This window comes from Flaviramulus sp. BrNp1-15, assembly GCF_022259695.1.
In the GTDB taxonomy this organism is placed as follows: domain Bacteria; phylum Bacteroidota; class Bacteroidia; order Flavobacteriales; family Flavobacteriaceae; genus BrNp1-15.
This window is the reverse complement of record NZ_CP092099.1, coordinates 1,263,638-1,287,161: the sequence shown is the minus strand read 5'-3', so window position 1 is coordinate 1,287,161 and position 23,524 is coordinate 1,263,638. Positions and strand designations below refer to the sequence as shown.

At 33.0% G+C, this 23,524-nt stretch carries 20 protein-coding genes; 16 read left to right on the top strand and 4 right to left on the bottom strand.

From position 1 onward, the window contains the following. Positions 1 to 6: 6 nt before the first annotated feature. From MBM09_RS05775 to MBM09_RS05765, 3 genes are all read left to right on the top strand, one after another. A complete protein-coding gene (locus tag MBM09_RS05775) occupies positions 7 to 2,382 on the top strand; it encodes an outer membrane beta-barrel family protein (RefSeq protein WP_238675896.1) in 2,376 nt (791 codons plus the stop codon). Positions 2,383 to 2,474: 92 nt separating this feature from the next. Further along, on the top strand, positions 2,475 to 4,628 hold the full coding sequence (locus MBM09_RS05770) for a hypothetical protein (RefSeq protein WP_238675895.1): 2,154 nt from the start codon (positions 2,475 to 2,477) through the stop codon (positions 4,626 to 4,628). Between the two features lie 134 nt (positions 4,629 to 4,762). After that, a complete protein-coding gene (locus MBM09_RS05765; RefSeq protein WP_238675894.1) occupies positions 4,763 to 5,557 on the top strand; it encodes a hypothetical protein in 795 nt (264 codons plus the stop codon). 173 nt (positions 5,558 to 5,730) lie between these two features. On the opposite strand, the gene MBM09_RS05760 is transcribed toward MBM09_RS05765, so the two are convergent. Then, positions 5,731 to 6,531: a class I SAM-dependent methyltransferase gene (locus MBM09_RS05760; RefSeq protein ID WP_238675893.1), complete on the bottom strand. Its 801-nt coding sequence runs from the start codon at positions 6,529 to 6,531 to the stop codon at positions 5,731 to 5,733. Between the two features lie 33 nt (positions 6,532 to 6,564). Between MBM09_RS05760 and MBM09_RS05755 the strand changes: the two genes are divergently transcribed. The 13 genes from MBM09_RS05755 to MBM09_RS05695 all read left to right on the top strand — a co-directional run bounded on the left by MBM09_RS05755 (position 6,565) and on the right by MBM09_RS05695 (position 18,804). Next, a complete protein-coding gene (locus MBM09_RS05755) occupies positions 6,565 to 7,227 on the top strand; it encodes a hypothetical protein (protein WP_238675892.1) in 663 nt (220 codons plus the stop codon). Positions 7,228 to 7,256: 29 nt separating this feature from the next. Next, positions 7,257 to 7,628 carry a DUF3703 domain-containing protein gene (locus MBM09_RS05750; RefSeq protein WP_238675891.1) on the top strand — a complete coding sequence of 124 codons (372 nt, stop codon included), beginning with the start codon at positions 7,257 to 7,259 and terminating at the stop codon, positions 7,626 to 7,628. 231 nt (positions 7,629 to 7,859) lie between these two features. Beyond that, the gene (kynU, locus tag MBM09_RS05745) at positions 7,860 to 9,128 is read left to right on the top strand and encodes a kynureninase (RefSeq protein WP_238675890.1); all 1,269 of its coding nucleotides are present in this window, start codon (positions 7,860 to 7,862) and stop codon (positions 9,126 to 9,128) included. A 71-nt stretch (positions 9,129 to 9,199) separates the two neighbouring features. Continuing rightward, the gene (locus tag MBM09_RS05740; RefSeq protein WP_238675889.1) at positions 9,200 to 10,612 is read left to right on the top strand and encodes an NAD(P)/FAD-dependent oxidoreductase; all 1,413 of its coding nucleotides are present in this window, start codon (positions 9,200 to 9,202) and stop codon (positions 10,610 to 10,612) included. After that, complete coding sequence (locus tag MBM09_RS05735) at positions 10,605 to 11,009, top strand: RidA family protein (protein ID WP_238675888.1); 405 nt, start codon at positions 10,605 to 10,607, stop codon at positions 11,007 to 11,009. The genes MBM09_RS05740 and MBM09_RS05735 overlap by 8 nt, the downstream gene beginning before the upstream one ends. Further along, complete coding sequence (locus MBM09_RS05730) at positions 11,006 to 12,445, top strand: aldehyde dehydrogenase (protein WP_238675887.1); 1,440 nt, start codon at positions 11,006 to 11,008, stop codon at positions 12,443 to 12,445. Before MBM09_RS05735 ends, MBM09_RS05730 begins: the two co-directional genes overlap by 4 nt. A 93-nt stretch (positions 12,446 to 12,538) precedes the next feature. Next, positions 12,539 to 13,321, top strand: a complete 783-nt coding sequence (locus MBM09_RS05725) for an SDR family oxidoreductase (RefSeq protein ID WP_238675886.1) — start codon at positions 12,539 to 12,541, stop codon at positions 13,319 to 13,321. 183 nt (positions 13,322 to 13,504) lie between these two features. Then, positions 13,505 to 14,041 carry a 3-hydroxyanthranilate 3,4-dioxygenase gene (locus MBM09_RS05720; protein ID WP_238675885.1) on the top strand — a complete coding sequence of 179 codons (537 nt, stop codon included), beginning with the start codon at positions 13,505 to 13,507 and terminating at the stop codon, positions 14,039 to 14,041. 5 nt (positions 14,042 to 14,046) lie between these two features. Then, positions 14,047 to 15,129: an amidohydrolase family protein gene (locus MBM09_RS05715; protein WP_238675884.1), complete on the top strand. Its 1,083-nt coding sequence runs from the start codon at positions 14,047 to 14,049 to the stop codon at positions 15,127 to 15,129. Further along, the gene (locus MBM09_RS05710; RefSeq protein WP_238675883.1) at positions 15,129 to 15,779 is read left to right on the top strand and encodes an O-methyltransferase; all 651 of its coding nucleotides are present in this window, start codon (positions 15,129 to 15,131) and stop codon (positions 15,777 to 15,779) included. Before MBM09_RS05715 ends, MBM09_RS05710 begins: the two co-directional genes overlap by 1 nt. A gap of 17 nt (positions 15,780 to 15,796) precedes the next feature. Then, positions 15,797 to 16,561 (top strand): prolyl oligopeptidase family serine peptidase, encoded by a 765-nt coding sequence (locus tag MBM09_RS05705; protein WP_238675882.1) that lies wholly within the window; start codon positions 15,797 to 15,799, stop codon positions 16,559 to 16,561. 96 nt (positions 16,562 to 16,657) lie between these two features. Next, positions 16,658 to 17,401 carry a DUF6794 domain-containing protein gene (locus tag MBM09_RS05700; RefSeq protein ID WP_238675881.1) on the top strand — a complete coding sequence of 248 codons (744 nt, stop codon included), beginning with the start codon at positions 16,658 to 16,660 and terminating at the stop codon, positions 17,399 to 17,401. 122 nt (positions 17,402 to 17,523) lie between these two features. Further along, complete coding sequence (locus MBM09_RS05695) at positions 17,524 to 18,804, top strand: alpha/beta hydrolase-fold protein (protein WP_238675880.1); 1,281 nt, start codon at positions 17,524 to 17,526, stop codon at positions 18,802 to 18,804. Between the two features lie 388 nt (positions 18,805 to 19,192). Here the strand turns inward: MBM09_RS05695 and MBM09_RS05690 are convergent, their stop codons facing one another. From MBM09_RS05690 to MBM09_RS05680, 3 genes are all read right to left on the bottom strand, one after another. After that, positions 19,193 to 20,713, bottom strand: a complete 1,521-nt coding sequence (locus MBM09_RS05690) for a S8 family serine peptidase (protein ID WP_238675879.1) — start codon at positions 20,711 to 20,713, stop codon at positions 19,193 to 19,195. A gap of 109 nt (positions 20,714 to 20,822) precedes the next feature. Beyond that, on the bottom strand, positions 20,823 to 21,110 hold the full coding sequence (locus MBM09_RS05685) for a twin-arginine translocase TatA/TatE family subunit (RefSeq protein ID WP_238675878.1): 288 nt from the start codon (positions 21,108 to 21,110) through the stop codon (positions 20,823 to 20,825). An 80-nt stretch (positions 21,111 to 21,190) separates the two neighbouring features. Then, complete coding sequence (locus MBM09_RS05680) at positions 21,191 to 23,449, bottom strand: M1 family metallopeptidase (protein WP_238675877.1); 2,259 nt, start codon at positions 23,447 to 23,449, stop codon at positions 21,191 to 21,193. Positions 23,450 to 23,524 lie beyond the last annotated feature (75 nt).

Genomic DNA, 23,524 nt, shown 5'->3' with positions numbered 1-23,524 from the left:
TTATACTTGAAAGCAAAACTTCATTATATTACAATCATATTTTTTTTAGTCTTACAGAGCCCTTTGGCTTTTGCGCAAAATGAAACTATAAATATTTCAGGAACTCTGGTAGAAGAAGATACCAATCAGCCTATACCTTATGCAACGGTTGCAGTTTACAATTCAACTTCAAAAGACATTATCACAGGAACTACAACAGATGATTTTGGAAAGTTTAACATTCAAGTTAACAACACCAATGTTTATCTACAAATTAGTTTTATGGGCTATGAAACCAAAACGATTACCGATTTGCCCAAAACCAATAACATTATTAATCTAGGAACAATTGTTTTGGCTTCAGATAATGAAGAATTAGATGCTGTTTTGGTAACAGGTGAAGTGTCTAAAACAGTTTTCAAACTTGACAAACGTGTGTTTAATGTAGGTACAGATATTAGTAGTACTGGAATGAGCGCGCTTGAAGTTTTAAACAATGTACCATCAGTAAATGTAAATATTGAAGGTGAAATTACCTTACGCGGTAGCGGTGGTGTTCAAATTTTAATTAACGGTAAACCTTCGGTTTTAGCAGATCAATCCAGTAATGCACTAGGAACAATTACTGCAGATATGATTGAAAGTATCGAAGTCATCACCAACCCTTCAGCAAAATATGAAGCTTCTGGCACTTCAGGTATTTTAAACATCATTCTAAAAAAAGAAGAAAAACAAGGCTGGAATGGTTCTATTTCAGCAAATACAGGTATTCCCGACAATCATAGCATTGGTGGAAGCATCAATAGAAGAACAGAAAAATTTAACCTCTTTACCCAATTCGGTGCAGGTTATCGGTCAATACCAAGAGAAAGAGAAGTCATAAACCGTAATCTTACAAATAACGAATCGGTGTTTAGTAACGGTGAAGAATTCAGAAATGAAACGTTTTTCAATATCACCCTCGGAACAGATTATCACTTAAACGAATACAATGTTTTTACACTTTCTGGAAATTTTGCTTATGAAATTGAAGATCAACCCTCTGAAACTAATTTCAGTTTTTTTGAAGGTGACAATTTAATTTCACGTTGGATAAGAAATGAAACGACCGAAGCTACAAATCCTAAATGGCAATATGAGTTTAATTGGAAAAAAACGTTTCAGAGTAACGAAGATCACACCTTTCAACTAAGTGCTTTGGGTAGTTTTTTCGGTAAAGACCAATCGTCTTTATTTACAGATGCAACGTTAGAAGGTGAAAATGTAGATAATAACCAACGTACCGCAACAGATTTTCTTCAAGCAGATTACACTTTTAAAGCCGATTACGTAAATCCTATAAATAAAGAATACACCATAGAAACTGGTGCACAATATGTAATAAATGATGTTGGTAACGACTTTGAAGTTCAGGATTTAATTGGTGGCGAATATATAACAAACCAAGATTTAACCAACAACTTTGAGTGGAATCAAAAAGTGTTGGGTATATACGCAACAGGAGCTTATGAAAATGAAACTTGGGGATTAAAACTTGGTATGCGTATTGAAAACACAGAACTTAACACACTGCTTACCAACACAAGTGAAGCGAATTCACAGAATTTTACCAATCTATTTCCAACGGTTCATAGTTCGTATAAACTAAGTGAAAATTTTTCACTACAAGCAGGTTATTCAAAGCGAATTTTTAGACCAAGATTGTGGGATTTAAATCCGTTTTTCAACATCAGGAATAATTTTAATATTACGGTCGGAAATCCTGATTTACAACCAGAATTCACCCATTCCTATGAATTGACTAGCATTTATAAAATTGGAAAAGCCTCATTGAGTTCTAGTTTGTATCATAGATATACTACCGAAGTTGTTGAACGTGTATCTACATTTCAAGACAATGTAACGTTTACAACGCCTCAAAATATTGGTACCAATGCAACAATTGGTTTTGAAACCAACGGAAAATATAGCCCAAGTAATTGGCTGACTTTAACAGGTGATTTTAATTTCAACTATTTTGACCGAAAAGGAACTTTTGAAGACCAAGTTTTTGATTTTACAGGTAAACAATGGTCTACAAGATTAGGTTCAAAAATTGGATTGCCAGCAGATATCGATTTAGAATTAAACGGAAATTATCAATCTGGATTCGAAACCGTACAAGGTGAACAAAGTGGTTTTGCATTTTTAGATGTTGGGGTTAGAAAAAAAATATTCAAAGGAAAAATAGTTGCTAATTTGGGCGTAAGAGATGTTTTTGCTTCAAGAATTCAAGAACGTTTTGTCAACCAACCCACTTTTGAAACATATGATTATTCCTTACGTGGACGCTTCGTCACCTTTGGCATAAGTTACGGGTTTGGCAAAGGCGAAGCCATGACATATTCTGGTAGAAGACGCTAGTAAACAAACCCTGGATTTAATTTAAAGGTATTTTAAAATTAACCAATCCTCATTTTGTAATTTTCTTAACTTAGTATACTAACTTAAACCAAATGAGAAAGCTAATTTTCCTTCTATGTTTATCAATTTTATTTATAAGTTGTTCAGATAAAAATTCTGTACAAATTACTTTAAGCGATAATTCGCCACAGCAACAATACGCCTTTAAAAAACTATCTAAAAACCTTAATGAAAATGGTTATAATCTCATTGAAAATGATGCTGAAATTAGCATACAATTTCAGTTAGATTCTACCTTGGGTAAAGAAGCGTTTAATATAAAAAACTTAGGAAAAACTATTATTCTTGAAGGTGGCGACCAAACCGGTTTAATTTATGCCTCGAACACCATTATTGAAAACCTCTACAATGGCATCACCTTAAAATCTATCGAAAACCAATCAGATACACCAAAATTAGGGTTTCGAGCCATAAAATACGACTTGCCTTGGGATACGTATCGCCATAGTAATGCTTTGTATCAGCACCAAGAAACTTGTAAAGATTTGAATTATTGGGAAGCGTTTTTAGATATGCTTTGCGAAAACCGATTCAATGCATTAACCGTTTGGAATTTACATCCTTATAATTACATGATTAAGTCTAAAAATTATCCTGAAGCTTCAGAGTGGACCGATGAGGAAATGCAAGAGTGGAAACATCTTTTTGGTTCAATCTTCAAAATGGCAAAAGCTCGTGGCATTGATACTTACGTGATGCCTTTCAATATTTTTGTTCCGCCGTCTTTCTCAAAAAAACACGGTGGTATTTCGGCAAAAAATTTAGATCACCACCATTATGTTGAAGGCGACACTTCGCAAGTTGTTAAAGACTACACTAGGGAAAGCGTTATACAATTATTAAATGAATATCCAGACCTTTCAGGAATAGGTTTAACGCTTGGTGAAGGCATGGGTGGCATGACACCTTTTGAACGCGAAAAATGGATTAGAGAAACCATTATTGCTGGTATGCAACAGGCAAATCGCACGTCTAAACTCATACATCGTATTCCGTTTTCTGGGAATACTGAATCTTTGGGTGCTACGTCTTTAGAAATGGAACAAATTACCCGAAACGGCATTGAGGAAGAAGCGTCGATGGACAAAATTGAAAAACCAGTTTGGGCGAGTATGAAATTCAACTGGTCGCACCCGCACTCCACTACTAAACTCATAAAAGTACATGGTGGTAAACTTTACGGCAAGTATTTCGATCCTGTTCCAAAAGATTTTAAAATTGTTTGGACTGTGAGAAATGAAGATTTTTTCTGCCTGCGTTGGGGTGTTGAAGAATTTGCCCGAGCCCATATTAACGCTAACACACCCGAATATGTTGGTGGTTATTTTATAGGCTCTGAAACTTATATTCCTGCTAAAGATTATTTTACAACTTCAGAATATAAAGATAAAGTGAGTTGGACTTATGCTTTTGAACGGCAATGGTTGTTTTACAAAATTTGGGGTCGCTTACTTTATAATGCAGAAACACCAAATTCGGTTTTTATAAATGCCTTTAAAGAAAAATACGGCGAACTTTATGCCGAAAAACTATTTAAAGCATCAAATCTAGCAGGGAAAACACCGTTACGATTGTTATCGTTTTTTGATTCCACCTGGGATTTTACCATGTATGCCGAAGGTTTCACGTATAGAAATCCAAACACTGAAAATGTGGAGTTTATAGACATTAAAACGTTTATTGAACAACCGCCACAAGACACCACATTTGTATCGATAAAAAATTATGTGAAGTCGATCAATGCTAAAAAAACATTTCCGAAAAACTATACAACACCTGTGATACTAGCAAGTCAACTTGAAGTAGATGCCAAAGAAGCGCTTAAATTGGTTGAAGCGACACAAACTACAGACAACGCGGACCTCATGTACGAAGTAGCGGATATAAAATCTTGGAGTTATATGGGGCTTTACATGGCAGAAAAAATAAAAGCAGGTATCGCTTTAGAAACTTATAGACGCAATGGCGACAAGGTTAAACAACAATTAGCCATCACTCATTTAGAAAACGCCCTGAAATACTGGGATAACATTATAGAAATCACCAGACCTATTTATAACGATATGCGCTTAGTACATTACAATGAAAATAAGGGCAAAACATGGCAAGAAAATGACCATTTAAGATTTCACTGGGCATTACTTCGTTATAAAGTTGTTGAGGATATTGATATGGCGAAACGTTAGTTAATAAAAGGTATTTTAGTTGTACTAGTTGACTTTGTAAAAATTTTCAACTAACTTCGTTTAACGATTGATATAAGTCATTAAAGAACGACGTCATATCATCGCATTACACACAATAGCTCTAAAAAAACCGAATGAGAAATATTTTAACCATAGTTTGTTTATTTATTATTATTTCTTGCAAAGAATCAAAGACAGACAATCCGAATTCTGACAACGGAATTACTCGTACTTTAGAAAATAATTCTGATGCAATTAAGCCGAATATGATTTCGGAATTAAAAGCAACTGAATCTACCGAGAAAGAAAGTATTTCAATTGATTTAATATTTAGCAAAAATTCTGTTGTCGAACCAACTCATCAGAAAATCTATTTATCATTTTTACTCGCCCAAACAAAGGAATTACAAAATTATCGCGATATAACTTTTAATTATCATATCGAAAATGAAGAGTTTAACAAAAGTTCATTTCTCATATCTCAAAAAACAAAAGAATCAATTTTAAAGAAATTTAGTTTTATCCCGTTCAGAAATTACATCAAATATTGTCTTGAAAATTTTGAAGTTGGAACAATGTATGGACTTGACATTTGGATTGACAATATAAATCAAATTTATCCTGACGAATTAATGAAAACTAACTTTTTTGATGTTATAGAAAAATTTAGTTATGAATGTTCTGATATGGATAAATCAAAGGATGCTAAAGCAACGATAGTAGTTTTATACGTAGCTATTAAGGATTATGTTGATAAAGCCAAACCAGATAATCCGCAATTAAGCAGTCAAAAACATAATCAAAAGTTACTTGAGGAGTTATGGAAAATATGTAACAATGGAGAAATGATTCAATTTGCAGAACAACGTTTATTTGGAAAAGTTGGCGGAAATTGGGATGAATATAGTAGATATAATTTACAGAATTGATAAATTTAACGTGTCGCTACAGTGTGTAACATTGTATAAAAATAATGCGTAGTTTAGTGCTTAATCAAAGAGTCGTGCATTTTTGTTACGTCTGATTTTCCTGCGGAAAATCCTCGGACACAAAACCGCACTATTCTTATACGTAACCGTTAAACGAACTTTTTAAAATATTACTAAAACTTCGTCGCCTTCAACGTAAAAATTAAAGGATATAATTTATCCTTAGTTACATACATTCCAGATTCTGTTTTAACTAAATCTGTTAAAACATCATAAGGGCTTTCATTATATTCTTTTAAATACTCAATATGCAAACCTGCTTCAGTTAGTGCTGAAATCACTTCACCTAAACCATGATTCCAACCGTATTCTTTACTTACCATTTTTGATTCCTGATTAGCGTAAGTGCCTTCATATTCTTCATAAATCACTTCATCTTGCATATAGCCATATTTCATTATAGGTTTACCATCCAAATAATCAAACATCCAAACTATGGGGTGAAATTCAGCCATAAAAAAAGTACCTCCTTTCTTAAGTCGTTCAGCAATCATTTGTCCCCAAGGTTTTAAATCGGGCAACCAACCTATTACTCCATAACTTGTAAAAACAATATCAAAAATATCTTGTACAAACTTTGAGGTATCCAACACATTGCAACAAACAAATTTGGCATCTAAACCCAATTCATCATTTAAATTTTGTGCTAATTTTATGCCTTCATCACTTAAATCTACACCTGTACATTTTGCTCCCAACCTACTCCAACTTAATGTATCTTGTCCAAAATGGCATTGTAAGTGCAATAACGACTTTCCGTTTACATCACCTAAAGCTTCAATCTCATAAGGCATCAACGAGGATTTTCCTTTTTTAAAAGCCTCCAAATCGTACATTTCGCTTTTAGCATGTACTTTAACTTTATTGTTCCAAGTTTCTTTATTAACTTTAAAATAATTTTCGTTGGTACTCATCTATTAATCATATCTTTATAAAAAACTAAAATAATGAAAACTCTTATTTATATCACTTTAATTACATTTCTTTTTGTTGGTTGTAAACAAAAAGAAAAAACAGAACCTACAGAACCTGAAATAGTTAAAACTGAACTTTCTACCGCACAAAAAATAGCGAATGCCCATGGATATGAAAACTGGAAACATGTTTCTGAGGTCGCTTTTACTTTTGCAGGAAATAGACATTGGATATGGAAACCAAAAACTAACGAAGTTACGCTTTTGGGAAAAACCGATACAATCAATTACAATAGAAAAAAAGTAGATTCACTAACTACTAAAACTGATGGCGCCTTTGTAAACGACAAGTTTTGGCTATTAATACCCTTTCAATTGGTTTGGGATAAAAGTGCTACAATTTCAGAATCCATAGTAACAGAAGCACCCGTAAGTAAAACACAATTAAATAAAATCACTATAACTTATCCAAATGAAGGTGGTTACACTCCAGGTGATGCTTACGATATTTTTTATGATGACGATTTTTGCATGAAAGAATGGACGTTTAGAAGAGGCAACCAAGAAGAACCTTCATTGAGTAATACCTTTGAAAATTATCAAGATTTTAATGGTATTAAAATTGCTTTAGAACATAAAAACGCTGCAGGAGACTGGAATCTTGTTTTTAATGATGTGAAAGTTACTTTAGAATAAATTTTAAAACATATTTTAAATTAAATGATATGAAATTTTACACTTCAATTCCTAAAAAACTTAAACCTTATTTCAATGCCGAATTAGAAAAATATAGTATTGAATACTCAAACGGAAATTTAAAAAATGCTTGGAATTATCTAGAAAGAGCTCATATTATTGGTCAAAAATACCCTTACGCCCATAGTTTTGTGCATTGGAAAATGCTTCAATTTGGGTTTAAAATTAAAAATAGAAAAGAAATATTAGGACAAATTCCACGTCTCATTTTTGGTGGCGTGAAATCATTTGTTGGAAGAATTCCCGTTGGAAACCCAGGAGGTTCAAATGTGCCTCCTTTAAAACCATTTCCAATAGAACAAGAATTACAAGACATATTTATTAAAGCTGATGTATATTAAACTAAAAAACATTACATATAATCTAGAACCTAACTAAGGTCGTATATAAAATATAAAGCAAATTTTCCGCATTATGCGTCTATATATTTTCTAAAGCGCTTCAATCAATGATTGAAGCGCTTTTCAATTCTAGAAGCAAGTAAAATTTAAAGCTTTTTAAACTTCTATTTTAAGTATTCGTTTCTAACTTTATAATTCTTATTTTTGTTAGAAACCGAAAATTAACACACTTTGTCTGACTATAAATCAGGTCTTGAATATGCTTTAGAACAAGACCGAAATGATGAATTAAAATTATACAGAAATCAGTTTCACATTCCTAAAGATGCTCATGGAGATGATTTAATTTACATGACTGGTAATTCCTTGGGTTTACAACCAAAAACTACTAAGACTTATGTAAATCAAGAACTTGAAGATTGGGCAACTTTAGGTGTAGAAGGTCATTTTGAAGCAAAAAATCCATGGTTGCCATATCATGAATTTTTAACCGAAAGTATGGCAAAGATAGTTGGTGCAAAACCTATAGAAGTAGTAGTAATGAATACGCTTACTGCTAATCTTCATTTTATGATGGTTTCATTTTATCAACCTACTAAAACACGCTACAAAATACTTATTGAAAGCGATGCTTTTCCATCAGACAAATATGCAGTAGAATCTCAATTACGTCATCACGGATTTGATGATAAAGAAGGTTTAATTCTTTGGAAACCACATAATGATGAAGAACTATTAAACTATGAAGATTTAGAACTCATCCTTAAGGAACATGGCGATGAAATTGCTCTAATCATGATTGGAGGTGTTAACTATTACACCGGGCAATATTTTGACCTCAAGCGCATCACAGAATTAGGACATAAACACGGTTGCAAAGTAGGTTTTGATTGTGCACATGGCGCAGGAAATGTAGCATTGAATTTACATGATTCTGGAGCAGATTTTGCCGTTTGGTGTACTTACAAATATTTAAATTCTGGACCAGGAAGTCTAGCAGGATGTTTTATACATGAGCGTCATGCTTATAACAAAAACCTTAATCGTTTTACAGGTTGGTGGAGCCATAATAAAGAAACACGTTTTAACATGCGTGGTGAATTTGACCAACTTCCCGGAGCAGAAGGTTGGCAATTAAGTAATCCGCCAATATTATCAATGGCGGCCATAAAAGCGTCACTTGATTTATTTCATGAAGTTGGCATTGAAAAGCTAACAGAAAAATCTAAAAAACTAACAGGTTATTTTGAGTTTCTATTAAAGCAATTAGGTGAAGATATAATAAGAATAATAACACCTTCAAATCCTAATGAACGTGGTTGCCAATTATCTATTCAGGTAAAAAATGCTGATAAATCATTACATAACAAATTAACAGAAGCTGGTGTAATTAGCGACTGGAGAGAACCCGATGTAATTCGTTGTGCTCCAACACCATTTTATAATAGTTTTGAAGATGTTTACAAATTGGTTGAAAAATTAAAAGCAATATTAAAATAAAACGAATGTCACCTCGAGCGCAGTCGAGAGGTCTTATTTAGGTCTCGACTGCGCTCGACCAGACAATAAAAATGAAGAAACAACAAAACATATTAATAATAGGCGCTGGATTATGTGGTTCACTATTGGCTTTACGTTTAGGGCAACGTGGTTATAACGTTTCAGTTTACGAAATGCGTCCAGATTTACGTAAAGTAGATATTTCAGCTGGGAGATCTATAAACCTTGCTTTTTCAGATCGAGGTAATAAAGCCATGAAATTAGTCGGTTTAGAAGATAAAGTAAAAGCACTTTGCATTCCTATGAATGGACGAATGATTCATGATATACATGGCAATACCTTTCAATCAAATTATAGTGGTAGAGAACATGAATACATTAATTCTGTATCTCGTGGAGATTTGAATGCCTTACTTTTAAATGAAGCCGAAAAACACAAAAACGTTAATCTCTTTTTTAATAAAAAATGTAAATCGGTAGATTTTGAAAAAACTACTGCTTTATTTGAAGACTATACTACAAAAAATCAATTTGTAGAAGATGCAGATATTATTATCGCAACAGACGGCGCAGGTTCTGCAATGCGAAAAAGCTATTATTTGGGTAAAAAATTCCTCTTTAGTTTTTCACAGGAGTATTTAACTCATGGTTATAAAGAATTAAGTATTCTTCCAACTGAAACTGGCGATTATAAAACGTACAAAAACGCACTTCACATCTGGCCTCGTGGTAGTTTTATGCTGATTGCATTACCAAATTTAGATGGTAGTTTTACAGTAACTTTATTTTTAAGTTATGATAAAGGCGAATACAATTTTAATAACTTAACTACCGAAGAAAAAGTTTTAGAATTTTTTCAAAAAGAATTTCCAGATGCATTAGCTATAATGCCAAACCTGTTAGATGATTTCTTTGAAAACCCAACATCACCTTTAGGCACTATAAAATGTTCACCTTGGCATTACAAAGGCAACACGCTTTTAATGGGCGATGCTGCTCATGCTATTGTTCCGTTTTACGGACAAGGCATGAATGCTTCTTTTGAAGATGTTGTTGAGTTTGATAAATTTTTAGAAACACATCAAGGCAATTGGGAAACCGTTTTTAAAGCCTACGAAAAATCTCGAAAAAAGGATACCGATGCAATTGCAGATTTGGCGATAGATAATTTTTATGAAATGAAAGACCACGTCGCTAACCCCATTTTTCAAGAAAAGCGTAAATTAGAGATGGCTTTGGAAAAAGAATTTCCAAACGAATATTCATCAAAATATTCACTAGTAACTTTTAATGAAAATATTGGTTATAGAGAAGCTATGTTAAAAGGAAGAGCGCAGGACAAAGCAATTTTAACCTTGCTTACAGATAAAAAAATTGATGTAAACGGAGATTTAAAAGAAATTTTAAAAAAAGTAAAACAAGAAACAGAATCTATTCTAGAAGACGATAAAATTGCTGGACTAAAAATAAAAACTAATGAGTAAAGACAATGTAACACCGCGAGGCGCATACCCACACATCAAAAGAGTTGGTGATTTTATTTTCGTTTCAGGAACCAGTTCCAGACGACCAGACAACACAATTGCAGGTGTAGATATTATTGACGAGATGGGTACAAAACGTTTAAACATAGAAGTTCAAACCCGTGAAGTTTTAAAAAATATCAATGACAATTTAAGAAAAATTGGTGCATCATTAAAAGACGTGGTAGATGTGACAACCTTTTTAGTTAATATGAATGATTTTGCAGGTTATAACAAAGCTTATGCAGAATTCTTTGATAAAGAAACAGGACCTGCAAGAACTACCGTTGCTGTGCATCAATTACCACATCCAGATTTGGTGGTAGAGATTAAAGTTATGGCTTATAAAAAACAATGAATATCCAAAACTTCATAAACGGTAAATATATAAATCCTATTAATGATAATTGGATTAATAATTACAATCCATCTAATGGAGAAATTTATGGACAAACACCTAACTCTTCTAAAGAAGATTTAGAAAATGCATATATATCTGCCAATTCTGCCTTTAAACAATGGTCTCAAACCACTTTAGAAGATCGCAGTAGAATCCTAATTAAAATTTCAGAATTATTAGAAGCTAATTTACAACGCTTTGCTGAAGCAGAAAGTAAAGACAATGGTAAACCAATCTCATTAGCAAAATCTGTAGATATTCCAAGAGCAGCAAGTAACTTCCGTTTTTTTGGAAATGCCATAACGCAATTTGCTAGTGAAAGTCATGAAAGTGTTGGTCAACAAGCTATAAATTACACGTTGCGTCAGCCTATTGGTGTAGTGGGCTGTATTTCACCTTGGAACCTTCCACTCTATCTATTTACATGGAAAATCGCACCAGCTATTGCTGCAGGAAATTGTATAGTAGCTAAACCCAGTGAAATCACACCTATGACAGCCTTCCTTTTAGGAGAAATCTGTAACGAAGCTGGCTTACCAAAAGGCGTTTTAAATATTGTTCATGGCTTAGGAAACACAACAGGACAAGCCATTATTGAGCACCCAAATATTAAAGCTATTTCGTTTACTGGTGGAACTGAAACAGGTGCACATATCGCAAAAGTTGCTGCACCAATGTTTAAAAAACTATCTTTAGAACTTGGTGGAAAAAACCCAAACATCATTTTTGCAGATTGCGATTATGATAATATGTTAGAAACCACAGTGCGTTCGTCTTTTGCAAATCAGGGTCAAATTTGTTTATGCGGAAGTCGCATTTTTGTAGAAAAAAACATCTATAAAAAATTTAAATCCGATTTTGTTGAAAAAGTTAAACAACTTAAAGTTGGGCATCCTTCAAAAGAAGACACAAATATTGGAGCCTTAGTCTCAAAACCTCATCTTGAAAAAGTAATGAGTTATATAAACGTTGCAAAAAAAGAAGATGGAACCATTCTGTGTGGTGGTAATAAAGTAACTGTTAAAAATTATGAAAATGGATACTATTTAGAACCAACAGTTATAGAAGTTAAAACTGATGAATGCAGAATAAACCAAGAAGAAATTTTTGGTCCTGTGGTGACCATTATGCCTTTTAATACAGAAGATGACGTATTAGAAATGGCAAACAAAGTAAAATATGGTTTATCAGCAACACTGTGGACCAATAATTTAAAACGTACTATGCGAATGAGTAACCAATTACAAGCAGGAATTGTTTGGGTAAATACATGGATGTTACGTGATTTACGTACGCCTTTTGGTGGTATAAAAGCCTCTGGCGTTGGTCGTGAAGGTGGTTTTGAAGCTTTACGCTTTTTTACAGAAGCTAAAAATGTATGTATAAAGTATTGACAACTTGTTGTCATGCTGAACTTGTTTCAGCATCTCATAATAAATTGAACAAACATTAAAAAGATTCCTTGCCTTCGCAGGAATAATAAAAATATGGACTTAAACATAAAAAACAAAAACGCTTTAGTTTGCGGAAGCACACAAGGTATAGGAAAAGCAACAGCTTTAGGATTAGCACAAGAAGGCGTAAACGTAACTTTAGCAGCCAGAAATAGAGAAAAACTAAAAGCCGTTTTAGAAGAATTACCCAAAGATGGAAACCACAGCTACATAGTTGCCGATTTTTCAAACCCTAGAGATTTGCAAGAACAGGTTATTAAATTTATTGAAAAAAATCATGGTTTTCATATAGTAATTAACAACACTGGAGGCCCAAGAAGTGGTGATATTTTAACCGCAAGTTTAGATGAATTTGATAACGCTTTTACACAACATTTAAAATGTAATCATGTTTTAGCACAAGCTACTATTCCGTTTATGAAAGAAGAAGGTTTTGGTAGGATTGTAAATATAATTTCTACATCGGTTAAAGAGCCAATTGCTGGTTTAGGTGTGAGTAACACCATTAGAGGTGCCGTTGGTAATTGGAGTAAAACATTGGCAACAGAAGTTGGCGCTTTTGGTATTACTGTAAATAATGTTTTACCCGGTTTTACTGAAACTGAGCGTTTAACTGAAATTATTAAAATTAAAGCGAATGCCGCTGGTAGTTCGTTAGAGCAAATGGCTGAAATAATGAAAAACTATGCGCCAGCAAAACGTTTTGCTAAACCAGAAGAAACAGCAAATGTTATCACTTTTTTAGCAAGCGAAGCTGCTAGTTATGTTAACGGAATTAATGTTCCTGTTGATGGTGGAAGAACAAAAAGTCTTTAATGTCAAACTTGATTTGACATCTTATTAATTGAAAAGTAATCATTAACTTTATACGAGAAACATTGCGTTAAGGATTGAGCAATTTGTTTGAGCTCTTTTTGTGATACTGAAATAAATTCAGCAAAAGAAAAGCGAGTTGTGAAAGCCTGACCCGAAAGGTAACGCCCAAAATAAAATAACACAATGAGTAAATTATATCCACCGATTAATTTTAAAGAATGGATTGAAGAAAACAGACATTTATTAAAACCACCTGTTGGTAATAAAGTGGTTTGGAAAGATGGTGATTTTATTGTTATGGTTGTTGGTGGACCAAATAGTAGAAAGGATTATCATTACAACGAAACACCAGAGTTTTTCTATCAAATTGAAGGTGATATTGTGTTAAAAGTAATCGATGATGGAGTTCCAAAAGACATTCCTATTAAAGAAGGTGAGATCTTTTTATTGCCACCAAAAGTACCGCATTCACCACAACGTGGTGCAAATACCGTTGGTTTGGTTATTGAATACCCAAGAGAAAAAGGTATTAAAGATGCTCTATTATGGTTTTGCGAAAACTGCTCAACAAAATTGTATGAAGAAGATTTTACTTTAGAAAATATTGAAACCGATATGCCTAAAATTTTCGACAACTATTACAACGATAAGAGCAAACGTAAATGCCCAAATTGCGGTGAAATTATGCATCCACCAAAGAAGGTTAAATTAGAAGATTAACTTTTATGAAAAGAAAACTTCGTATTAACGGTCATTCGCATTTATTACCATATCCTGAACAAATACCTCAATTCATGAAAGACAAAGGTATTTTCTGGGTAGATAAAGACCGAAAATTTATGCTTCAAAAAGATTGGAGTCGCCCAGTGACAGACTCTAGTTTCTTTCTACATGAAAAATTAGAATGGATGGAGCGTTTTAAAATTGATCATGCTGTTGTTTTAAACCTTTCTCAACTTTATGGTAATGGACTACGCTTAGAGGAAATGAAGCAAGCACTTCGTTTTCAAAACGATTTTAATGCTCAAATACAACAAGATAATCCTAGTAAATTCACCTGTGGCTTTGTGGTTCATCCAGGGTTTGTTCGTGGTGCATGTTGGGAAATTGAGCGTTGTGTTGAGCAGTTAGAAATGCGGTTACTTTGCCTACCAACGCATTACATGGACACCATTGGTACATGGCGAAGTATTTTTGACGAAGAGAATGAGCCTATTTTTGAATTGGCAAATAAATACAATTTAGCTCTTGAAATTCATCCTTATGATGGTGAGAAGTTTATAAAACTGCAAAATACCTCGTGGCGATTTCATTTAATTTGGATGCTGGCTCAATGCGCTGATGCATACCACTTTTTTACTTTAAATGGTTTACAAGACAAATACCCCAATATGCGCACTTGTTTTGCTCATGGTGGACAGCTTGCTCAAATTAATTTAGGAAGACGCATTCAAGGTTTTGATGGTAGACCAGATTTATTTGAAGGTAAACACCACCCTAGAAAAGCAGTTGGACATAAAAATATTTTCTTTGACACTTTGGTTCATGACACAGGTTCATTAGAACTTTTAATAAAAAACCAAACATCAAAGCAAGTGTTAATGGGGTTAGATGACCCTTATCCATTAGGCGAGATGGAAAGTGCAAAGCAATCGTCTTACCCAGGTAAAATATTAGATTTAGCAATGGAACGTAAAATAATTACCGAAGAAGAACGTGACGCCATTTGGGAAGATAATGTACTGCAGTGGTTATTTGGAGATGATGAAAAAGCTAAACAAACATTGATTAATAAGATTTTAAATTAATGCATTTTATATCAGAAGAGCTTGATAATTATGTTGTAAAACATTCTGATGATGAACCAGAATTACTGCAGCAACTAACACGCGAAACCTATCAAAAAATATTGCAACCACGTATGCTTAGTGGCCACTATCAAGGTAGAATTTTAAGCATGATTTCTAAATTGATTAACCCCAAGAACATCTTAGAAATTGGTACTTATACGGGATATTCTGCACTTTGTTTAGCAGAAGGCATGCAACCTTCGGGTGAGTTACATACTATTGACATTAATGAAGAATTGGTTGATTTTCAACGGAAGTATTTTGATAAATCAGGATTTGGCCACCAAATCTTTCAGCATTTAGGTAATGCTTTAGAAATTATTCCTAAGTTAGAAAAAACTTTCGACTTGGTTTTTATTGATGCTGATAAAGACAATTACCTAAATTACTTCAACATAATCATAGATAAATTAAACCCAGGTGGTATTATTTTATCTGATAATGTACTTTGGAGCGGAAAAGTTTTAAATACTACATTTAAAAAAGACGATACCTCTACTCCTGCTTTGATTACATACAACAAACTATTAAAAGAAGATAAACGAGTTGAAACTGTTTTATTACCAATTCGTGATGGATTGACCATAAGTAGAAAAAAGAACACCTAACTTAAATCATAATACATATGAAATCAATAAAGTTTAATTTAATTGTTGTTTTGGTTACACTTTGCTGTATTACTAACTTACATGCACAATCATCGCTTTTTAGCTATGAACAATACGTAAATACAAAAGGAGATACTTTAAAATACAGGCAATTGGTTTCAGATTATGCCAAAGACACCAAATACCCTTTAGTTATTTTTTTACATGGTTCTGGTGAAAGAGGTGATGATAATAAAGCACAATTAAAATGGGGTGTTAAAAACTTTGCGACTAGTGAAAACATGAAGCTACATCCTACAATAGTTATAGCGCCTCAGTGTCCAAAAAACACAAGCTGGGGAAATTATTCATATGAAAATATGTCGCTACAACCTGAGCCAACAAAAACTATGACACTATTGATTGAATTAATTCATAAAGCAATTGAAAATTTACCAGTAGACACTAACAGAATTTACATTACAGGACTTTCTATGGGTGGATTTGGAACTTTTGATGCTGTTTCTAGATATCCCGATTTATTTGCGGCAGCTGTTCCGGTTTGTGGTGGTGGTGATGTTACAAAAGCGGAATCAATAGCACATATACCTATGTGGATTTTTCATGGTGCAAAAGATGATGCAGTAAACGCTGTTTTGTCACAAAATATGTTGAATGCATTAACTAAAGCTGGATCTTATCCAGGTTATACACAATATCCAGAAGTTGGCCACTTTTCATGGATTGCTGCTTATAGCGATACTATGATGATGGAATGGTTATTTAATCAACGAAAGCAGTAATTGACTTTCTCAAAAAAATAGTTGAACTTCATTTAACATTAGATATAAAACATTAAAACGATTTCATATCGAGTTGTTGCCAGTAATTTGAACATATTGAGAAAACTAATCCTAATTCTTACCATATTTTCACTTCTATCTTGTAATAGAAAAGAGGAAATTCCCAAAGAACTGGAATATTCTTTTGAGTATCTAAATGAAGTTTGGAGTCCTGAAGATATCGAAGTTTTTAAAAACATAAAGAAAAACGATACAACACCGAATAATTTACATTTTGGAATCGGATTACACTTGAGAAATAATTTATTACGACATCACTCAAAATCGGATACTATTGTAGCTTATTTCAATTCATTAGGAATAACTCACTATGATTATATGTCTGGATTAATATTATATTCTTATCATCAACATCTTAATAATGAAAATATTGACATACAAGACAAAGTCAATGAAATAATAATAAGTGAAAAACCTTATGTAGAATGTGTAAAAGAGCAAAAAATCATTGGTTTAGAAAAATACAACAAGTTTGAGGTTAATGACACTATTAATGTGAAAATGCCTGTTAGTAAAAATAATAGTGTTGTCTATTATGGATGTCCTAATTTAGATTGGGAATTCCGAAAGTCCTTTGATTTATCAATTGACGGAGTAATTACCGATAAATTTTACGAAAAGGACTCTCTTGGCGCATATTTTAAAGTAAAAATTCTGACTAAAAACCATCCTAAAACTGAAATTTTTATGAATGAAGTCAATGTTGGCGACAAATTTGAAGTTTCACTAATTGATAGTGCTTGGAAAATAAAAACTACTGGCAACAACGTCTATAATTAATGGCTAGTTCTCGCATGCTTACGAAAATCCTCACGGATTTTCTATTCGGTTTTTATTTGCTAAATTAGGTTCTTGAATACGCCACTAATCATACATAAAACCGTTAGCCACAATTAGAAAAAATGAAGATTAATATCAAATATTACCTCTTAATTTTATTAATAAGCATTAGTAAATTATTTGCTCAAACTGTGCCCACTGATATAATAATGGGTAAAGCTTATGAAATACAATCAGATTATTTAGAAAACACGAGTTTAAATATACAAGTTTCCACGCCTGAAAATTATAACAATACTGAGGATTTATATCCCGTTCTTTACATCCTTGATGGACAATGGTTTTTTCCTCATGCTTTGAGTATTCGGGCTGATTTCACACAACGTAATGGTCCTATGCACACTCCAGAGTTCATTGTAGTTGGAATTACCACGAGTAATGATAACAGATGGGATTGGGGAAGAGAAAATGCGTCATTATTCCTTAAGACCATTGAGTTTAACATAATTAAATTTATCGATGATAATTATAGAACTTCTGATGAGCGGATTCTATTTGGCTGGGAAACTACTGGAGGATTTGTCATTCAGACCTTGTCTCAAAATCCTAAATTATTTTCTGCCTATATAGCTGCAAGTCCTGCTCCGCTCTATGGTGACTATTTTAAAAATCTTGAGAATGAGTATTTATCATTAAAAACGTTTTTGAAAAATAATGTGGAACTAAATACTTTTTTGTTTATAGGAGAAGGGGAAGTAGACTATCCCGTTTTTTATGGCACCAAAACTTTAAAAAGACTCTTAAATGATGAAGCCCCCAAAGGCCTAAACTGGCATCATAAAGTTATAAATGAATCAACTCATGAAATGTGTGCTTACCGAACCCTTCAAGATGGACTAAAGGAATACTATAGGTATTTTCATTACTTAACTTTTAACAGTAAAGCAGAATTTGAAAGACTCGGAGCTCTTAATTATATCGAAAAGTTTTATGAGAAAAGACAGACTCAACTAAGTTTAACAAATGATGATGAATCTAAACATGCTACCAGAAGAAACATAACATTTGTTGCTATTTCTGAAAATGAATATAAATGGTTTGATTCATTATTTACAATATTCGAAAATGATGGTTTTCTGGAAAAATCTTTCGCTCCGCATTTAATTGATTATGCTCAATTCTACCTAAAACATAAAAATCCAGAACAAGCAAAAAAAATATTATCATTCGCAATAGGTAAATATCCGGACAATGCACAAGTACTCAATGCACTTGGAGACCTTTATTCTTTAAGAGGAGAAATTAACGATGCTAAAAAGTATTATGAAAAAGCAATTGAATTGGGGAATAAGAATAATGATTGGAGAGTACCAGAGTACATTTATAATTTGAAAAAATTATGAAGAAATAATAGTGGTTGAAGTACTAAACAGGAACAACAAACATATAAACAGAGGTCTTTACCAAACCAAAAAGTTAGCGTTCCAAAATTCGCTACTAGTAATACACGAACAAGTTAAACGAACCTTCAAAATTTTACCTTTAATTTAATTTTAAGTTGAGCATTTCGTTTCACGTTAAGGATTGAAGCGGCATCCTTTTTTGTGCTCAAGAAGATAGTTTGTTTTAAAACTCATTATAAAATATAAAGAAAACACTTGATGAGATACTGAAACAAGTTCAGCACAAGAAAGATATAGCGGAAAGCCTGACCACGTTTTACGTGGGAACGCCCAAATAAAAAAGCCTCTTCAAAAAAAACAAAGAGGCTTTTAATTTATATAAAAACTGTTATTGTACAGCTGCTAATGCATCTATTATTCCGTATCCAAAACTCGAGTGTTTGTTTGGATATAAATGTGAAGACTGCTTTAGTTTATCTAAAACCTGACTTTTAGACCAATTTGGATGTTTAGCCCAAACTAGAGCCGCTATACCGGCAGTTGTTGCTGTTGCTACAGACGAACCTCCTGTGTAACGTCTCTCATTATTATAAAATCCTAAAACCGGTGGCGCTTTACTTGTATTATTATCTCCTTCCATAATAATGGTAAAATCAATTTTATCTCCCTCATGGCAAGTGCCACAGGTTTCGTAATAGGCACCATCTGTAATTCCTGTAACTGCAACAGTTTCACTCATGGTAGCCGGAAAAATAACACCATACCAATTAGTAAAATTAGTTGAAGTACCTCCAGCTGCGAAAATTAATTTCCCTTTACTATTAGCATATTTTACTGCATCTTTAATATTACCAATAGACCACATATAACCAATAGACATAGAAATAATTTTAACATCACTTCTGTTTCCTAATTGGGTTAATGCATCAGATACGCCTTTTCGTTCGTGGTAGTCGTTTAAAACCACATCTTCAGTAGCTCTGTAAGCTACTAAATTAGAATTATATGCTACACCTACTGGCATACCATTATCGTTTCTTGGTGCTGCTATTGTTGATGCCATTGCTGTTCCATGTCCGCATTTATCATGTGGTCCATCATAGTTACTGCTCCACCACCAAGATGAGTCTATAAAAGTGCCATATTTTTGAACGGTTCTCCCATTAGAAACACCATCGTTAAACCCCTTTTGGTTTAATAACGATTGAGATTGTGACACTCCAGTGTCTATTAAACCTACGGTTACACCAGAACCTGTACTGTAATTCCACGCTTGAGGAATATTATGCTCATAAAAATGCCATGATACTTGCGCATTATTTGGTGATACAGTTGTGTAATGAGCAGAATTGATTGATTCTCCGTCCTTACTACAACCTGAGCTAGATTTTAAATAATTTACTTGTGGTGCTGTATATTGATTATACCCGTTAGGTTCCATGTAACGAACACCATCAATTTTTTTAAGCTTTAAAATAGTATTAAGGTTTTCTACTTTAACATCAATTACGTTTATAATTTCATGCTCAACAAGGGTTTCTTTTCCTGTTTTGTAATTTTCGGTTTCTTCAACTATTTTAATGATGTTGTTTTTTGTGGCAATAAGCTTTTCTGATTTGTTTTCACTAAAACTCTCGCCTTCTTCACCATAGCCAATGGTGAGAATGCTATCACCTTTTAAAACAGCACTCCATAAAGTGTGCTCATCGACATCTGACCAATTAAAGTCATTTTTTTCGTTTAATACTGAATTAATTTTTTGGTTAATCTCTGATGCGTTAAGGGGTTCTTTTTGTTGAATTTCGTCAGTTTGTTGTTGATTATCAATGTTTGGAATGCTTTCATCTTTTGAACAAGATGCTATTACTAATGCTACCATTAATAATAATCGTAATCGAATGTGTTTCATTTAATAAATTTTTAGATGGTTAATACCCAGTCAATATATTAAATAAATCACAATTTTTTAAACTTAAAAATAAGAAATTATCAAAATGTTATGCCAAAAATTACGAAGACTATAATTTTCGCTTAACAGAACCGGTAAAATCTTCTATATCGTCTTTTACTTTATCTAGTTCTTTTTTTACATCAGAAGTAATGCTGGTATCAATACCATTTTTTTCTGCTGTTTTTGTTATTTCGTGCTTAATATCGTTTGTAGCATCTTTAAGTGTACGCATACCTTTACCCAAACCTCTTGCGATTTCGGGTAATTTATCGGCGCCAAAAACCATAATAGCTATAAATAGTATAAAAGCTATTTCGCCACCACTAATGAATAAAAATGTAGTATGCTGAATCATAGTGCAAATATAGTGAGTTGTTTTGTTAGAATAAAAAAAGCCGATTATAAAAATCGGCTCTTTAATTAGAAAATATTTTATTATCCTTTTACTTTTTCTTTAAACTGATCGAATTTATTTTCTGATACTTCTTTTGGCCATGAGTTATTAGACGTATCTACATCGGCAGTTTCTAAATCTGGGTCTACAACTATATTTGTAATAGCTTTTCCTGTTCTAAACACCTTTTTAACTTCATGCTCATTATAACGCCATATTTGCGCTGGATATGTTTTTCTTTCTTTAGTACCGTCTTCATAAGTTAGTTCTAAAATTATAGGCATTACTAATCCACCTGGTTTTTCAAAAGTAACTTCGTAAAAATAATTAGGCATTTCATTTAATCTTGATTTTTCTTCTTCAGATAAACTTTCTAAATGATTATTTAAAAACTCAAAATCTGTAATCTTTTTAGCATTTGCTGGTATAACGCCATCTTCTGCTTCAGCATAATACACCAATTTATCTTTAAATTCATCAAGGTTCATGTTGTAACGCTCTGCTTGTTTTAGAGCTTTATCTGTTGGCTTATCTGTTAAATAGTATTGCTTAACTTCTTTAACCCCAATATCTGTATAATCTGTAGTATAGAACCAACCTCTCCAGAACCAATCTAAATCCATTGCTGATGCATCTTCCATTGTTCTAAAGAAATCTGCAGGTGTTGGGTGTTTAAACATCCAACGCTGAGAATAGGTTCTAAAAGCGTAATCAAATAATTCTGGCCCCATAATAGTTTGTCTTAACATATATAAACCAGCAGCAGGTTTAGTGTATGCGTTTGGACCAAATTGATATACATAATCGCCTTGAGACATTATAGGCGAAATATTGCTTTGGTCGCCTCCCATATAAGGCACAATATCCTTTGGCAGGTTTCCTGTAATAAAGTTAGGATCGTAATCTAACTCCGCTAATGTTTCAACAAAAGAGTTTAAACCTTCGTCCATCCATGTCCATTGACGCTCATCACTATTTACAATCATTGGAAAGAAGTTATGTCCTACCTCATGCGTGATTACACCAATCATTCCTCGTTTAAGTCTTTCTGAATATGTTCCATCAGGATTTGGACGTCCAAAATTAAAACAAATCATAGGATACTCCATACCCATTTGTGCGTGAACAGATACCGCTTTATTGTACGGATAATCAAAAGTAAGCTTAGAATATTCTTCTAAAGTGTTAGCTACAACTCGTGTTGAGTGCTCTTCCCACAACGGATTTCCTTCTTTAGAATACAAAGAAATAGCCATTACAGTTTTTCCATTAATATCTACACCCATAGCATCCCAAATAAATTTTCTTGATGTAGCAAAAGCATAATCTCTTACATTGTTGGCTTTAAAATGCCATGTTTTCTCTTTTGTGCTTCTTAGCTTTTCGGCAGCCTCAGCTTCTTCTTGAGTTACAATAAACACAGGGTCTTTAAACGATTTTTTTGCTTCATCAAAACGCTTAAGTTGTTCTTTGGTCATTACATCCTTTGGGTTTTGTAAAACACCTGTTGCTTCTAATATATGATCTGAAGGAACGGTTAATTTAACATCAAAATCTCCAAACTCTAAAGCAAATTCACTTCTGCCCCAGAATTGCATATTCTGCCAACCTTCAACATTATCATACACACAAAGTCTTGGGTAGAATTGTGCAATTACATAAGTATTATTTCCATCAGGAAAGGCTTCGAAACCAGATCGTCCTCCATCTTCTATATGGTTATTTATATTATACCACCATTTTATTTGAAATTTAAAAACTTCGCCTGGTGCTAATGGTTTTGGTAAGTTTATACGCATCATGGTTTGGTTTATCATAAATGGTAAATCTGAACCATCATCATTTTTAACATACTCTATATTAAAACCACCATCAAAACGCTTTTTTAAATTTGTTCTTGTGAAAGATTGCGGACCATTAAAAGCTGCATTAAAACTCTCAGAATTAATATCTGGTGTTTTTGAATCTCTTGCTCTCATATTTTGGTCTAACTGAACCCATAAATATTCTAAATAATCTTTTGAATTGTTATGATACGTTATCTTTTCATCACCAAAAAGCTGGCTTTTGTTTTCGTCTAAACGAATATCCATAACATAATCAACTTTTTGTTGTGTATATGCATGTCCAGGAGCTCCTGATGCTGTTCTGGTTTCGTTAGGCGTAGCCAAAACATCCTTCATTTGCCTAAATTTATTTTGATCTGTATGACCTTGAGGTTTTGTGTTTTGTTGTTCTTGAGCAAATACACTTGTAGAAACAAAAACAATTGATAAGATAAAATACGTGAGTTTTTTCATTTTCGTTTTTTGATTTTTATTTAGAAGATTTAAAGTTTTAGCTATAAAACGTTAATTTTTACAACCAAAAACGCT